The sequence below is a fragment of the Xenorhabdus innexi genome (assembly GCF_002632485.1).
Lineage (GTDB): Bacteria > Pseudomonadota > Gammaproteobacteria > Enterobacterales > Enterobacteriaceae > Xenorhabdus > Xenorhabdus innexi.
This window is the reverse complement of record NZ_NIBU01000012.1, coordinates 55,130-71,019: the sequence shown is the minus strand read 5'-3', so window position 1 is coordinate 71,019 and position 15,890 is coordinate 55,130. Positions and strand designations below refer to the sequence as shown.

The following is a 15,890-nucleotide window of genomic DNA, read 5'->3' as shown; positions in this document are numbered from 1 at the left end:
GACTGGTATTATCAACAGTATCTATCCAATGGATTCCGGGTTAACGCGGTTCAGACAGCGGCCCGGAAGACGTAGGGTAATCAATACTGATTGGCCCTTTAATCATGAAGCAACCGACAGAATTACAACATGACTCAATCTAGTTATAACGCAGAGGCCATTGAAGTCCTCAGTGGCCTGGAGCCAGTTCGTCGCCGTCCCGGAATGTATACCGACACTGCCCGCCCGAACCATCTGGCACAGGAAGTGATCGATAATAGCGTGGACGAAGCGCTGGCTGGTCACGCGAAGCATATCCAAGTGATTCTCCACAGCGATCAGTCTCTGGAAGTGATAGATGATGGCCGTGGTATGCCGGTTGATATCCATCCTGAAGAAAAAGTATCAGCAGTTGAGTTGATCCTGACCCGCCTGCATGCAGGTGGCAAATTTTCCAATAAAAACTACCAATTTTCCGGTGGCCTGCACGGGGTTGGTATTTCGGTCGTTAATGCGCTGTCCAAACGAGTCGAAGTGACCGTTCGTCGTGACAGTCAGGTTCATCAGATCGCCTTTGAGAATGGTGATAAAGTACAGGAACTGGCTGTTATCGGCAGTTGCGGAAAGCGCAATACCGGAACCAGCGTGCATTTCTGGCCGGATGAAAGCTATTTCGATACACCCCGTTTCTCAACTACCCGCCTGACTCATTTGCTGAAAGCCAAGGCGGTTTTGTGCCCCGGCGTTGAAATTGTCTTTAAGGACAAACTGGCCGGAACTGAGCAAAAATGGTGTTATGCCGACGGTCTGACAGATTATTTGCTGGAGGCCGTTAATGGGCTGGTAACATTACCACAAGCGCCATTTGTGGGTGCACTCAGTGGTGAAACTGAAGCTGTTGACTGGGCGCTGCTTTGGTTGCCGGAAGGCGGTGAATTATTGACGGAAAGCTACGTTAACCTGATACCTACCATACAGGGCGGAACCCATGTTAATGGTCTGCGTCAGGGGTTACTGGATGCCATGCGTGAGTTCTGTGAATTCCGCAATATCCTGCCGCGTGGCGTCAAACTTTCTGCTGACGATATCTGGGATCGCTGTGCCTATGTGTTATCCCTCAAAATGCAGGACCCTCAATTTGCCGGACAGACGAAAGAACGTCTGTCATCGCGCCAGTCTGCGGCGTTTGTTTCCGGGGTGGTTAAAGATGCATTCAGCCTGTGGCTGAATCAGCATATTCAGGAAGCAGAGCAATTAGCTGAAATGGCTATTGCCAGCGCCCAGCGCCGTATGCGGGCGGCTAAAAAAGTCGTGCGTAAGAAGCTGACCAACGGCCCGGCGCTACCGGGGAAACTGGCTGACTGTACTTCACAGGATCTGAATGTCACAGAACTGTTTCTGGTGGAAGGGGATTCTGCGGGTGGTTCAGCCAAGCAAGCCCGTGATCGTGAATTTCAGGCGATTATGCCTCTGCGCGGTAAGATCCTGAACACATGGGAAGTCTCTTCAGATGAAGTACTGGCTTCGCAGGAAGTACATGATATTTCGGTGGCAATTGGTATCGACCCTGACAGTGAAGACCTCAGTCAGCTGCGTTATGGCAAAATCTGTATTCTGGCTGATGCGGATTCCGATGGCCTGCACATTGCAACATTGCTGTGTGCCTTATTTGTCCGCCATTTCCCGACGCTGGTCAAACGGGGTCACGTTTATATGGCGATGCCGCCATTGTATCGTATCGATCTTGGCAAAGAAGTACATTATGCACTGGATGAAGGTGAAAAAAGTGCAGTCCTTGACCGCCTGAGCCGCAAGCGTGGCAAACCGAATGTTCAGCGTTTCAAAGGGTTGGGTGAAATGAACCCGATGCAGTTGCGTGAAACCACACTAGACCCTAATACCCGCCGTCTGGTGCAATTGACTATCAGTGATGAAAATTATCAGGAAACCCTTTCCGTTATGGATATGCTTCTGGCGAAGAAACGTTCGGAAGACCGCCGTAACTGGCTGCAAGAAAAGGGTGATTCCATCGACATTGAAGTATAGCGATTGAAATCAACAAAGAGGCAGCTTGAAAGACGACGGGTATATATGGATTCTGAGGAAATTAATACATGAGTGAGATAACTCACGATGGTGTGGAACGTCAGCCGCTCCACACATTCACCGAAAACGCCTATCTGAACTATTCCATGTACGTCATCATGGACAGGGCGTTGCCTTTTATCGGCGATGGCTTAAAGCCGGTGCAGCGCCGCATTGTCTACGCGATGTCAGAGCTTGGGCTGAGCAGCAGCGCAAAATTCAAAAAATCTGCCCGTACCGTTGGTGATGTACTGGGTAAATACCATCCACATGGCGATGGCGCCTGTTATGAAGCGATGGTCCTGATGGCACAGCCTTTCTCCTACCGTTACCCTCTCGTGGACGGGCAGGGTAACTGGGGTGCACCGGATGATCCGAAATCTTTTGCGGCGATGCGTTATACCGAATCCCGTCTGTCTAAGTACGCTGAGTTACTGCTGAGTGAACTTGGTCATGGCACAGTAGATTGGGTGCCAAACTTTGATGGTACATTGCAGGAGCCGAAAATGCTGCCTGCACGTCTGCCTAATATCCTGCTGAACGGTACAACGGGTATTGCTGTTGGTATGGCAACAGATATACCACCGCACAACTCACGTGAAGTGGCGAGTGCGCTGATTGCCATACTGGATAAGCCGGACTCTTCACTTGATGAAGTGATGGAGCATGTTAAGGGGCCGGATTACCCGACAGATGCGGAAATCATCACTTCAAAAGAAGATATCCGTAAGATCTACAAAAATGGTCGCGGTTCGATACGTATGCGTGCCGTGTGGTCAAAAGAAGAGGGTAACGTTGTTATTACCGCTCTGCCACATCAGGTTTCCGGTGCGAAAGTATTAGAACAGATTGCCAGCCAGATGCGCTCGAAGAAGTTGCCGATGGTCGATGATCTGCGGGATGAATCTGATCACGAAAACCCGACGCGTCTGGTGATTGTGCCACGGACTAATCGTGTCGATGTCGAGCAGGTTATGAACCACCTGTTTGTCACAACCGATCTGGAAAAGAGCTATCGTGTGAACCTCAACATGATTGGTCTCGATAATCGCCCGAGTGTTAAAGGTCTGGTTGAAATTCTCAGTGAATGGCTGGTATTCCGTCGTGAAACGGTACGCAACCGCCTTAATCACCGTCTGGAAAAAGTGCTCAAGCGGCTGCATATTCTGGAAGGTTTGCTGGCGGCGTATCTTAACATTGATGAAGTGATCCATATTATCCGCAGTGAAGATGAACCAAAAGCAGTACTGATGCAGCGTTTTGGTTTAACGGAAACACAGGCAGAAGCGATTCTGGAACTGAAACTTCGTCATTTGGCAAAACTGGAAGAAGTCAAAATCCGTGGTGAGCAGGATGAACTGGCAAAAGAACGGGATAAACTCCAGGCTATTCTTGGTTCTGAGCGTAAACTGAATACGTTGCTGAAAAAAGAGATTATCGCAGACGCGGAAAGTTATGGTGATAAGCGTCGCTCTCCGCTGAAAGAACGCTCAGAAGCGAAGGCAATGAGCGATCACGATATTCTGCCATCAGAGCCGATCACGGTTGTTATGTCCCAAATGGGTTGGGTGCGTAGTGCGAAAGGCCATGAAATTGATCCTGCGGGTTTAAATTACAAATCTGGTGACAACTTCCGCAATGCTGTGCGTGGTAAGAGTAATCAGCCGGTTGTCTTTATTGACAGCACAGGACGCAGTTATTCTATTGATCCACTGGATTTACCTTCTGCCAGAGGGCAGGGCGAGCCTTTGACCGGCAAACTGGCATTACCGGCGGGAGCATCCGTTGAACATCTGCTGACGGCGAAAGAAGAGCAGAAATTTCTGATGGCATCTGATGCGGGTTATGGTTTTATCTGTACCTTCAGTGACTTAATTGCCAAAAACCGGGCAGGGAAGGCTCTCATCACGTTGCCGCAAAATGCGAAGGTCATGTCACCACTGGAGATTGCCAATGAGCAAGATGATATGCTACTGGCGATCACTAAAGCAGGACGGATGCTGATGTTTCCTGTCGCTGATCTTCCACAGCTTTCAAAAGGTAAAGGCAATAAAATCGTTTCCATTACCTCGGCGCAGGCTGCTTCCGGCGAGGATATATTGAGCTGGTTGTTGGTATTGCCTCCGAAGTCCTCAATTACGCTTTATTTCGGTAAACGCAAATTACAGCTTCAGCCAGAAGAATTACAGAAATTCCGGGCTGAAAGAGGGCGTAAAGGAACTTCATTGCCGCGTGGCTTACAGCGCGTTGAACGCGTAGAAATAGAAACACCCAAATTAAGCTGAATGTAATTCCGATATCATTTCAGTCTTAATACCCAAACAACCCTGACAGCGGGCCAGTATAACACTGGCCTGCTTTTGTAAGAGGAAAGCAAGAGGAAACTATGCTAACCATTATTCGTGGGATCATTGTTGTTCTGTTCACCATTTTAGTTTTTATATTCGGTGGAATTTATTGTTTATTCAGCCCGCGTGATCCGCGTCATGTGATGACCTTTGGCCGGGCATTCGGTAAGCTACACACCATATTCGGTATAAAGCTCATTGAACGTATCCCTGAAGAGGCGTCAAAAGTCGGCCCAAGTATTTATATCGGTAATCATCAGAACAATTTTGACATGATCACCATGTCAAACGCAGTACAGCCCCGCACAGTTACCGTTGGTAAAAAAAGTCTGGTATTTATTCCTTTCTTCGGGCAGTTGTACTGGGTGACAGGTAATATCCTGATTGACAGACAAAACCGGACAAAAGCACACGGGACGATTTCACAGGTTGTTGAGCAGATTAAAAAGAACCGTGTTTCTGTCTGGATGTTCCCGGAAGGAACCCGCAGCCGTGGTCGTGGCTTAATGCCGTTTAAAACCGGTGCGTTCCATGCAGCTATTGCAGCCGGAGTACCGATTGTACCGGTCTGTGTTTCCACAACACATGGCAAGATTAAGCTCAATCGCTGGAATAATGGTACGGTCATTGTTGAAATGCTGCCACCTATTGATACAACAAAATATACGAAAGAGCGGGTGCGTGAATTAGCTGAACATTGCCATCAGGTGATGCTGGCTAAGATTGCCGAGCTGGATAAAGAAGTTGATGAGCTGAATAAGCGTAGTTAGTTGAATTAAAAATAAATTACTCTATTTTTATGGAGTATCCCTTTCTGATACGGGGATGAATTCTGGCTATAAATTTAAGATAGTTTTAGAATTTATCCCCTGTTCGCGATATGATTGCTTTTTAATAAATTAACGTTTTTTATTAAACGCAATCGATAAGATATATATCTAATTCCGCCGCGATGTAATTTGAAATTAATTAGGTATGGATAAGCACTCAATTTGGGCAGCTATTCTTTCTTTTCGTGGTGCTTATTCCTGCCGTGGAGAAAATATGTCACTAAGTCGGCGCCAATTTATTCAGGCATCTGGTTTAGCAGTATGTTTAGGAGTGCTCCCTTTTGCTGTTCAAGCTGATAAAGGTCAACAAATAGCATTACCCATTCCCCCCTTACTGGAATCCCGCGGTGGTCAGCCTCTGTTTTTAGCTCTCCAGAGAGCCAGTTGGTCTTTCGACGGGCAGAATAAGGCATCAGTATGGGGCATCAATGGGCTTTATCTGGGGCCGACCATTCGTGTCCGTAAAGGGGATAACGTCAAACTGATATACAGTAACCGCCTGTCAGAGCCGGTTTCAATGACTGTCAGCGGGTTACAGGTTCCCGGAACTCTGATGGGAGGGGCATCACGTCTTATTTCAGCCCACGGAAGCTGGTCTCCTGTTATTCCTATTAATCAGCCAGCAGCAACATGTTGGTATCATGCCAATACACCAAACCGAATGGCGGAACAGGTTTATGCGGGATTAGCAGGGATGTGGCTGGTGGAAGATGAAAGCAGTCGTACTCTGCCTTTACCCATAAATTATGGCGTCGATGATTTTCCGGTTATTTTGCAGGACAAGCGGTTGGATAATTTTGGTACTCCCCGCTACGACAAGGTTTCTGCCAGTCAGGGGTTTCTTGGTAACACGCTGGTTATTAACGGGGTTGAAAACCCGTTCATTGAAGTTGCTAAAGGGTGGATCAGGCTACGCCTGTTGAATGCCGCCAATGCCCGCCGTTTCCAGTTACAGCTTAGTGATGGCAGGCCTTTCTACATGATTGCAACTGATCAGGGCTTATTGCCAGCGCCGATAGCCGTTCAGACACTTTCACTGGCACCGGGAGAGCGTCGTGAAGTTCTGATTGATATGTCAAAAGCAGAGAGTGTTGTTATTACGGCAGGAGAATCTGCCGGGATGATTGATCGTCTGAAAGGGCTGTTTGAGCCATCAAATAAGTTACACTCAACAAATGTTCTGACGATTAAATCAGGCGGATTACTGCCTCTGGTCACAGAAGCTCTGCCTTCTCAGCTGGTGGCTGATACGACAGACATTGATTCCTCAATTCGCACCCGACAAATTGTGTTAGGGGATGAGACTCAGGGCATCAATGGAGCACTACTGAACCCAAACCGAATTGACACTAACAGCTATCAGGGAGCATGGGAGCGCTGGGTAGTCACCACATCGATTCCGCAGCCTTTTCATATCGAAGGGGTCAGATTCAAAGTGATCAATCACAACGGGGTACGCCCTGAGCCACAGGACTACGGCTGGAAAGATACCGTGTGGGTGGATGGCAGAACCGAATTATTGGTCAATATGATGCAGCCATCCTATAAACGTTATCCTTTTATGTATTACAGCCAGATTCTGGAATGGGCTGATCGTGGCGTGGCAGGGCAATTGGTTGTGACTCCGGCAGGGATGTAATAAGCCTGCATTTGCAGGCCAATGGGTGATTATTTTCGCTGTAAGTCACACATCATAGCTTCACGTAAGATAGCATTTAGCCTTGTCTGATAACCTTTTCCCGGCTGTTTAAGCCAGGCCAATACATCGGCATCAATTCTGACTGATGCCTGTATTTTTACCGGACGGTAGAAACGTTCCCGCTCTGCTTGTTTCCAGAAGCTATCATCTAACGGTGCAATGTCACTGTAGTTAATATCACTATCAGATAGTGCCTTGAGTTCGTGTTCACGTTTTTTGGTCAGAAGCGGTAGCTCGTTTCGTTTATATGGAATTATTCTCATAATGTTATTATTTCAATAAGATCAGATCTCCGATAGTCAGATGTTCATAATAAATATTTTATTATTGAGTAATGCAATAAAATTAATTGGTTTATTATAATGATAATTTACTGTAACCATATGAATAACACTCATATTTATAATTTTATTTAGTTTGTTTATTAAAATATTACAAATGTTGTCTGGATAACAGGTAATAGTCGATTTATTATTATATGTGTTCTGGTTTTATCAGATAAATTCATTCTATAGGGATATCTCAACATGATTTTTTAATTCCATTAATGAGCTTGAGGAGAAAAACATGCCATTTTCAGGACTTTTTAAAACAGAGTTTGAAGTTGGTGATTTGATTTTTGGTTTAGCGGATGTTAGAGCTAGATATGTTGATAAAAATCCTTTTTTTTCAAAAGCCAAATCTCATTTTAACAAGGGCGGTTATCCTCCTATATACATTGACCAATACCTAACTCTTGCGGAAATATTTCGTGGTATAACTACGGATATATATATAAAAAAAAGAATTAATAGAAATGAATTTGTTGAAAGTAAATATACCAATGCAATTGGGCGATTTAACCAGAAATTAGAATATAATAAATCTAAACATTTAGGAAAATATAAAAAAGCTCTGGCATCACATTTAGGCAATAACCCAAAGTACAAGACTGTTTTGGAAGATTTTGAGTATAACCGCTGTTATTTAGGGAGGAAATGTAAAGGAGCATTATCATTTATATGTGAAAATAATGATCAAGAAATTGCGAAAGACGTACATTTCATACTTGATGATATAGAGTACGATAAAGTTGTTTATAAACTTGATACTAATATCACGGGAAGAGAATTGAGATTCCTCTATAGAAACAGAAGTAATCCCAACATATCTAATAAGGTTCAATTTTGGATCTATGGTAAGCCTACTTCCCCACCTTGGGAAAACGACATAGATGATCTATGGAAAAACTATATTACGCAAGAAGAAAAAGCTAGCCCGGTAGCAGGGGTGGCTAGCTTACTGGATGGTATAAGGAGGTAAATCTTATATCCCATGAATCGCTGTGTTTAAACAGAGTTGAGGTTAGCGGAACTTATAGCCTGAACTCAATGATATGTTTTTTTGGCTTTTATTGTATTTAAGTGACGAGTTAATGTGTAAGTGCTGGTCAAATCACACATACAAATTCATTATTTGTTCTGAACAAATGGCTAATCTTATCGACTGTCACTACCCCTTTCCGTATAGTGTCCGCAATTTTCATACTACTTGCCTGTAAGGTGACTTTTAATGAATATCAGCTTGATTGCTGCGATGGCGATGGATCGGGTTATTGGTCTGGATAATGCTATGCCGTGGACTGTTCCGGGTGATTTAGCCTGGTTTAAACGTAATACACTCGGAAAACCGGTTGTGATGGGAAGGGTCACCTATGAGTCAATTGGCCGTCCATTGCCGGAGCGTCTGAATATCGTCATCAGCCGCCAGCCAGGCAGCGATGATCGTGTAACCTGGGTAAGCTCTGTCGAAGAAGCTCTGGCTGTGGCAGGTGATGTCGGGGAAATCATGGTGATAGGCGGTGGTAAAATTTATGAGCAGTTTATTCCGCTGGCCAACCGGATGTATCTGACTCATATTGATGCAGAAGTGATTGGTGATACCCATTTTCCTGATTATGAACCCGATCAGTGGAGTTCGGTTTTTACTGAATATCACGATGCCGATGAGCGCAATTCACACAGCTACTGTTTTGAAATTCTGGAAAAACGCCAGTAATTATCTTTAACCTGTCAGGTCTGAGAAACGGAGTGTCGGCAGACACTCCTGAATCATGGGGTTAAAGATTACGAATCTGAATCATCTGTATGCGTAATAAATGATGGCTGACTGAAATACTGTTTGTCTTCCCAACGTAAAAGAGTCAGTTTTCCACCCCAGCAACAGCCTGTATCCAAAGCATAAATATCAGCAGGTGTTCCGCGTCCCTCCAGTGCTGCCCAGTGACCAAATGCAATGGAATAATCATCTGAAATTTTTCGTGGCAGCTCAAACCAGGGCTTTAGCGGAGCCGGTGCATTTTCCGGCTTGGATTTGCAAATCATATCCAGCTGACCATTCGGAAAACAGTAACGCATCCGTGTCAGTACGTTGGTGCTATAGCGTAATCGTGACAATCCGCTTAATTGCGGTGACCAGTTATTAGGCATGTCACCATACATGGCATTGAGAAACAGGGGATAGCTGTCACTGCGCAGGATTGCTTCCACTTCGCGGGCACATATTCTGGCTGTTTCCAGATCCCATTGTGGGGTCAGACCTGCATGAGTCATGATCAGTTTCAGTTCGTCATCGATCTGTAATACCGGTTGTTTTCTCAGCCAGTTAATCAGTTCATCAACATCAGGAGCAGTAAGCAGTTCATCCAACAGGTCTTTGGATTTATTACGGCTGATTTTGTTATACACAGCCAGAAGATGCAGATCATGATTGCCTAAAACCAGTCTGACTGCGGAACCCAATTGCTTAACATAGCGCAGAACAGCCAGAGAATCAGGGCCACGGGCGACTAAATCACCCGTCAGCCACAAGGTATCGTTGTCAGGGTCGAAATTGACCTGTTGTAAGAGCGCAATCAGCTCGCGATAACAGCCGTGAATATCGCCGATAAGGTATGTAGCCATCGTTAATTTATCAGTGTCGGGATAGCCAGCCGGAACACCGGAATAGCAACCCGGAACGGGTTACCAAGATGATCAATCATCTCGTAATGGCCTTCCATTGTTCCCAAAGGTGTTTCCAGAACAGCACCGCTACTGTAGCGGTACTCTGTCCCGGGGGCGATCACCGGTTGCTCTCCCACAACGCCTTCCCCCTGAACTTCTGTCTGATGACCGTTACTGTTGGTAATACGCCAGTAACGGCTGATGAGCTGCACGGGGGAATGCCCAAGATTACGAATTAATATTGTATAAGAAAACACAAAACGCAGTCGTTCCGGTTCTGACTGGCTTTCTACGTAAGTGCTTTGAACTTGAATATGAACTCTTGGTTCGTTGAGCATAAATGCCTCCTGTTACTGCAACGTATGTTCGTTAATCAGACAGTTTGAGGTTGAGATGATAACCAGTTTGCCATCTTACAGTATTGTGCAACTGAAATATTTTCAGCCCGAGTACCCGGATCAACGCCTAAATCAGAGAGTTGTTCAGGAGAAAACAGGTCACTCAGACTATTGCGGATAGTTTTACGACGCTGATTAAATGCCTGCGTAGTGATCCTTGCCAGCATACGGATATCCTGTACAGGATTGGGTATAGACTGATAAGGCATTGCCTTATGAGGGATCAATCGCACGATAGCAGAATCTACTTTCGGAGCCGGAGTAAAGGCAGTGGGTGGTACTTCCAGAACAGGCATTACATGACAGTAGTATTGCGCCATCACACTCAAACGCCCGTAAGCTTTACTGCCCGGCCCTGCAACAAGACGGTTAACCACTTCTTTCTGCAACATAAAGTTCATATCAGCAATAGCATCGGTATAACTGAAAAGATGAAACATTAATGGAGTAGAGATGTTATATGGCAGGTTGCCGAATACACGCAGAGGCTGACCCTGTTCTTTGGCTAGCTCACCAAAATCAACGGTCATGGCATCCTGCTGAATGATAGTCAGTTTATCTTTCAGTTTTGGGTGGACGTGCAAACGAGCCGCCAGATCACGGTCAAGTTCGACCACCGTCATTTTATCCAGACGTTCGCCTACCGGTTCAGTCAGTGCTCCCAGACCCGGCCCGATTTCCACCATAGCCTGCCCAGGCAGTGGGTTCATAGCATCCACGATGCTATCAATAACATACTGGTCGGTTAAGAAATTTTGCCCGAAGCGTTTACGGGCATGGTGCCCTTGGTGGACTTTATTATTCATTACTGTTTTGTATCATTTTAATTGCGAGATTCAATGCGGTGATAAAACTTCCCACATCAGCTTGACCTGTCCCTGCCAGCTCCAGTGCGGTGCCATGATCGACAGAGGTTCGGATGAATGGCAGCCCCAGAGTGATATTCACCGCTCTGCCAAAACCCTGATATTTTAGCACGGGCAGCCCTTGATCGTGATACATAGAAAGCACGGCATCAGCATGATCCAGATATTTGGGCTGAAACAGCGTATCAGCAGCTAACGGCCCTTCCAGCCAGATGCCTTCTGCTCTCAGGCTGTCCAGTGCCGGAATAATCACATCTATCTCTTCACGTCCCATATGCCCGTTCTCACCGGCATGAGGATTAAGGCCGCAGACATAGATATGAGGCCGTGGGATACCAAATTTAGTTTTCAGATCATGGTTAAGGATCGTGACCACTTCCCGCAGAGAATCGAATGTAATCGCGTTGGGAACATCCAGAATAGGTAAATGGGTTGTTGCCAGAGCGACCCGTAATTCTTCTGTCGCCAGCATCATAACAACGCGTGAACACTGGCTGTGATCGGCAAAAAATTCAGTATGCCCGGTGAAGGCTATGCCTGCATCATTGATAACCCCTTTGTGTACAGGGCCTGTCACCAATGCTGAAAACTCACCCCTTAAGCAACCATCGCAGGCTTTAGCCAGTGTTTCTGTTACATAAGTACCATTTTTCCGGTTTAATTCCCCCGCAACAGCCGGAGTATGGAGAGAAACAGGGAGAATAGTCAGTGTTCCGGCAGCTTGTGAACCAGATAAATGTTCTGGAGAATAAGGTTGTAATTGCAGGGGCAGATTCAGTTGCCGGGCACGGGAGAGCATCAGCTCAGGATCGGCACAGACAACTAATTGAACAGGCCACTCAGACTGGGCAAGGGCAATAACCAAATCCGGGCCAACCCCGGCTGGTTCGCCGAGGGTGATAATGATGGGTTTATTTTGCATCGCTGCCATCTAAAATTTTCACATAAGCAGAGGCGCGTAATTCCTGCATCCAGGTTTGCGCTTCTTCATTAAATTTACGGTTAAACAGCAGCTTGTAAGCACGATCTTTCTGTGCGGCATCCGTTTTGTCTACTTTGCGGGTATCAATTAACTGAATCAAATGCCATCCGAAAGCGGAGTGAACCGGCTGGCTGATTTCGCCTTTTTGCAGTTTAACCAAAGCATCACGGAAAGCAGGGTCATAAGCACTTGGTATGTTCCAACCCAGTTCGCCACCACGCAGAGCAGACCCCGGATCTTCAGAGTACTCTTTTGCTGCGTTCTCGAATGTGGTTTTGCCACTTAAAATATCTTCCCGGAGCTGTTTTAATTTGTCGCGGGCCTGCTCATCCGTCATTACAGGTGATGTTTTCAGCAGAATATGGCGGGCGTTGACTTCTGTAACTGCAACAGGAGCGTTATCGCCACGGATATCATTGACTTTCAGGATATGGAAGCCAACACCGGAACGGATTGGGCCAACGACCTGCCCTTTTTGAGCCACCTGAAGTTGTTCAGCAAATAGTGATGGCAGTTCCTGTAACCTGTTCCAGCCCATATTACCGCCTTTTAAGGCTTGCGTATCGCTGGAATAAGCAATCGCCAGTTTCCCGAAATCCCCGCCTTTTTTGAGGTCAGACAAGATATTATTTACGGTAGCTTCTGCTTTCTCTACCTGAGCGTGAGTCGGATTTTCCGGCAGTGGGATCAGAATCTGACTTATGTTCAGTTCAGTATTCTGATTTTCATGGCTGCTGAGTTGATTAACTAAAGAGTCAACTTCTTGTGGCAGAATCGAAACACGACGACGTACTTCGTTGTTACGTACTTCAGCAATCAGCATTTCTTTGCGGATTTGATTACGATAAGTATCAAAACTCATACCATCCGCCGCCAGACTTTGTTTCATCTGGGCAAGAGTCATATGGTTCTCTGCTGCAATGTTTGCAATGGTTGAATCCACAGTAGCATCGGGAATAGTCAGCTGCATCTGCTTTGCCATTTGCAGGACAATGTCATCCATAATCAGACGCTCAAGGATCTGGTGGCGTAATATTTTTTCATCCGGTACTTGCTGACCAGACAGCTTTGCGTTTTTCTTAACGGATTCTAAGAGGTTGCTGACATCACTTTCCAGCACGACATCATTATTAACAACAGCAGCAACCTTATTGAGTTCCTGTGGTGCTGCTACGGCGGTGTTCATTGCAAACATCAACCCGAGAATGAGCGTTCTCCAGTTCTTCATATGTTTCCCATCATATCAATCCCGCCTTACAGCGGGGTTATTGTGTTTACACTTTGTTTATTGGTATCAGAAGGCGCGCTGATAAGGCAAAATACTTTGCTGAAGCATCTTCTGACTACCCAAACTATGATTGTTGCTTAAGCCACGGAGTTCAATATTAAGTGACCATTTATTATCATATTCACTCTGGTTGTCTTTCCAGCTGATTATCTTACGTTCGTAACCGACATTTACAGCCCAACAACAGGTACTGTACTGCATACCGACCATTTTGCTGGCGGGCTGTTTCTCTTTGGTATCGTAGTAATATGCTCCTACTAATGCCCAGCGATCAGTTAACGGCCAGCTCCCTATCACGCCTACCTGAGAAATTCCCTGCTGATATGCCGGAGGGTTACTGAGGGTAGCCCGGATATAATCGTGATTAACAAAGCGATAGTTCAGTTGTAACAGCCGGTCGGCATCACGGCGGTATTCCACTACCGAATTCCCCATTGAGACCTGACTCAGGCGGGTATCATACTGCATCCCGCCTCTGAAGCCCCAGGAGGGGTTGATTTTCCACTCAAACTCACTAGCCCAGGTTGTAGAGCCGGTTCTTTTATTATCAATGGTATCAATAGGACGCTGTGATTCCTCAGAAGAACCCATATCCTTAACCCGCGGCGCTTCAAAGTAATAAATTTGACCTATAGAGAAACTAAAACGTTCAACTAAATCTTCATCATAGATACGGGTGGTGATACCGCTCGTGAACTGATTGGCTGATGAAATGCGGTCCAGGCCGCTGAAGAACCGATCACGGAACAAGCCGGTATAACTGGCGTGCAGCAGGGAAGAATCATAGTCGTAAATATTGTTCTGATTCTTATAAGGAACGTAGAGATACTGGATACGAGGTTCCAGTGTCTGCGTAAAACCCGGTTCAAAATACATCGAACGTTCAAATACCATTTGTGCATCTGATTTAAACTGTGGCAGAACGCGGTTAACCGATTTTTCCAAATCCGAGGTATGTTTCGCCGCAGGAATATCCTGTTGGTAATGGGTAGCCATCAACTTAAATTCATTGTTGAGGCTCGCCCAGCCATTGGAAAGTGGCAGGTTGATGGAAGGCTCCACATGCCAGCGGGTTGCATCCGGCTGATCCTTACCGACACTGGTAAATTTGGCGAATTGTGCGTAAGTGTGGAAATCAAATGGCCCCAGATCATTTTTATAGTAGTTCAGGTCTAACTGAGGGGTGGCACGGTATGCTTTTCTGGTATCACTGGCGGTAAAGATCTGGAACTGCTTAGTGGTTAACGTGGCATTCCAGTTCCGTTGCGCATAACCAATACTGAATTTTTGCGTAGCATAGCCATCGGTACTGGTACCGTACTGAGAGCTGTAATCAGTAAAATAGTGCGGATCACTGACTTTGGTGTAATCGGCACTGAAACGCCAGACCTGATTCATAACACCACCGTGGTTCAGGTAGAATAACCAGCGGCTGTTGCTATCCCTTTCAGGTCTGAGATTAAAATCTTTATCTTCTGCATACAGGCGATCTTTCTTGATCCAATCCAGTGCGATGGTACCTGAGCCTGCTTTGGTTAAGTAACGGAACTCATTATCCAGCTTAAGGCCGCGTTTACTGATCAGATGTGGCGTGATGGTGGCATCGTAATTCGGTGCAATATTCCAGTAATAAGGCAGAAGGAACTGAATTCCGTCTTTATTAGAAAAACTGGCATTGGGGATCAAAAAACCAGAGCGGCGTTTATCACCGATCGGTAATTGCAGGTAAGGAGTATAAAATACCGGAACATTCGCAACGCGGAAACGGGCATTCCAGATTTCCGCTACTTCTTCCTGACGATCCAGAATCACTTCTGAACCGATAACGCTCCAGCTATCATTACCCGGCAGACAGGAAGTAAACACGCCATTATCCAGAATGGTATAGCGGTTCTCGCCGCGCAGCATCATTTTATCGGCACTACCGCGTCCCTGACGACCGACCATCTGGTACTTGCCCTGCTCCACATCGGTATCTTTTGTGGTTAAGTTTGACCAGGCGCGTGGCCCTTTCAGAATTATCTGAGGGTCATCATATCTGACGTTCCCTGCCGCATGAAGGGTTCGTACAGGATCTTTATCTTCAGTCTGTTGAAATCTGACCCTGTCGGCTGTCAGCGTTTTATTTCCTTGTTGGATATCGACATTACCGACAAACTCTACTGAGGTAGGGTATTCACCACGGGTGTCATCAGACTGAATATTAATCGGGAGCTGATTGGGGTCCCCGGTAATAATGGGTTTGTCGTAGACAGGGATGCCCAGCATACATTGTGCTGCAAGGTCAGCGTGTGCCTGCTGACTGTAAAGTGCTGCCCATACCATCGTGGCCAGCAAAGTGGGATAACATTTATTCATAGATGCTTATGCGGTTCCATCATCAGTGGCATCACGCCGACAAACGCTGAGAGACTAACGCACTTGATAGATA

General features: G+C 46.1%; 13 protein-coding genes. 6 read left to right on the top strand and 7 right to left on the bottom strand.

Features of this window, described 5'->3' with window-relative positions; all coding sequences use genetic code 11:
- The first annotated feature begins 129 nt into the window (after nucleotides 1-129).
- The 4 genes from parE (at nucleotide 130) to ftsP (ending at nucleotide 6,881) form a co-directional block, all read left to right on the top strand.
- Nucleotides 130-2,025, top strand: coding sequence for a DNA topoisomerase IV subunit B (gene parE / locus Xinn_RS07255; RefSeq protein ID WP_086955238.1), 1,896 nt, complete (start codon nucleotides 130-132; stop codon nucleotides 2,023-2,025).
- 68 nt (nucleotides 2,026-2,093) lie between these two features.
- Nucleotides 2,094-4,349, top strand: coding sequence for a DNA topoisomerase IV subunit A (parC, locus tag Xinn_RS07250; protein WP_086955239.1), 2,256 nt, complete (start codon nucleotides 2,094-2,096; stop codon nucleotides 4,347-4,349).
- Nucleotides 4,350-4,450: 101 nt separating this feature from the next.
- A complete protein-coding gene (locus tag Xinn_RS07245; protein ID WP_086955240.1) occupies nucleotides 4,451-5,182 on the top strand; it encodes a 1-acylglycerol-3-phosphate O-acyltransferase in 732 nt (243 codons plus the stop codon).
- 274 nt (nucleotides 5,183-5,456) lie between these two features.
- Complete coding sequence (gene ftsP, locus Xinn_RS07240) at nucleotides 5,457-6,881, top strand: cell division protein FtsP (protein ID WP_086955241.1); 1,425 nt, start codon at nucleotides 5,457-5,459, stop codon at nucleotides 6,879-6,881.
- Between the two features lie 29 nt (nucleotides 6,882-6,910).
- Here ftsP and Xinn_RS07235 read toward each other — a convergent pair whose 3' ends face one another.
- Entirely contained in the window at nucleotides 6,911-7,204 is a 294-nt protein-coding gene (locus tag Xinn_RS07235; protein WP_086955242.1) for a BrnA antitoxin family protein, read from the bottom strand.
- 304 nt (nucleotides 7,205-7,508) lie between these two features.
- On the opposite strand from Xinn_RS07235, the gene Xinn_RS07230 reads away from it, so the two are divergent.
- Complete coding sequence (locus Xinn_RS07230; RefSeq protein ID WP_099137625.1) at nucleotides 7,509-8,243, top strand: hypothetical protein; 735 nt, start codon at nucleotides 7,509-7,511, stop codon at nucleotides 8,241-8,243.
- 249 nt (nucleotides 8,244-8,492) lie between these two features.
- Nucleotides 8,493-8,978, top strand: coding sequence for a type 3 dihydrofolate reductase (folA, locus tag Xinn_RS07225; RefSeq protein WP_086955245.1), 486 nt, complete (start codon nucleotides 8,493-8,495; stop codon nucleotides 8,976-8,978).
- A 68-nt stretch (nucleotides 8,979-9,046) separates the two neighbouring features.
- Here the strand turns inward: folA and apaH are convergent, their stop codons facing one another.
- The 6 genes from apaH to lptD all read right to left on the bottom strand — a co-directional run bounded on the left by apaH (nucleotide 9,047) and on the right by lptD (nucleotide 15,817).
- The gene (gene apaH / locus Xinn_RS07220; RefSeq protein WP_086955246.1) at nucleotides 9,047-9,883 is read right to left on the bottom strand and encodes a bis(5'-nucleosyl)-tetraphosphatase (symmetrical) ApaH; all 837 of its coding nucleotides are present in this window, start codon (nucleotides 9,881-9,883) and stop codon (nucleotides 9,047-9,049) included.
- Between the two features lie 2 nt (nucleotides 9,884-9,885).
- Nucleotides 9,886-10,263, bottom strand: coding sequence for a Co2+/Mg2+ efflux protein ApaG (gene apaG, locus Xinn_RS07215; RefSeq protein WP_086955247.1), 378 nt, complete (start codon nucleotides 10,261-10,263; stop codon nucleotides 9,886-9,888).
- 35 nt (nucleotides 10,264-10,298) lie between these two features.
- Complete coding sequence (gene rsmA, locus Xinn_RS07210) at nucleotides 10,299-11,129, bottom strand: 16S rRNA (adenine(1518)-N(6)/adenine(1519)-N(6))-dimethyltransferase RsmA (protein ID WP_086955248.1); 831 nt, start codon at nucleotides 11,127-11,129, stop codon at nucleotides 10,299-10,301.
- Nucleotides 11,122-12,120: a 4-hydroxythreonine-4-phosphate dehydrogenase PdxA gene (gene pdxA / locus Xinn_RS07205; RefSeq protein ID WP_086955249.1), complete on the bottom strand. Its 999-nt coding sequence runs from the start codon at nucleotides 12,118-12,120 to the stop codon at nucleotides 11,122-11,124. Before pdxA ends, rsmA begins: the two co-directional genes overlap by 8 nt.
- Nucleotides 12,101-13,399 carry a peptidylprolyl isomerase SurA gene (gene surA, locus Xinn_RS07200; protein WP_086955250.1) on the bottom strand — a complete coding sequence of 433 codons (1,299 nt, stop codon included), beginning with the start codon at nucleotides 13,397-13,399 and terminating at the stop codon, nucleotides 12,101-12,103. Before surA ends, pdxA begins: the two co-directional genes overlap by 20 nt.
- Nucleotides 13,400-13,465: 66 nt before the next feature.
- Nucleotides 13,466-15,817 carry an LPS assembly protein LptD gene (gene lptD, locus Xinn_RS07195; protein WP_086955251.1) on the bottom strand — a complete coding sequence of 784 codons (2,352 nt, stop codon included), beginning with the start codon at nucleotides 15,815-15,817 and terminating at the stop codon, nucleotides 13,466-13,468.
- Nucleotides 15,818-15,890: the final 73 nt, after the last annotated feature.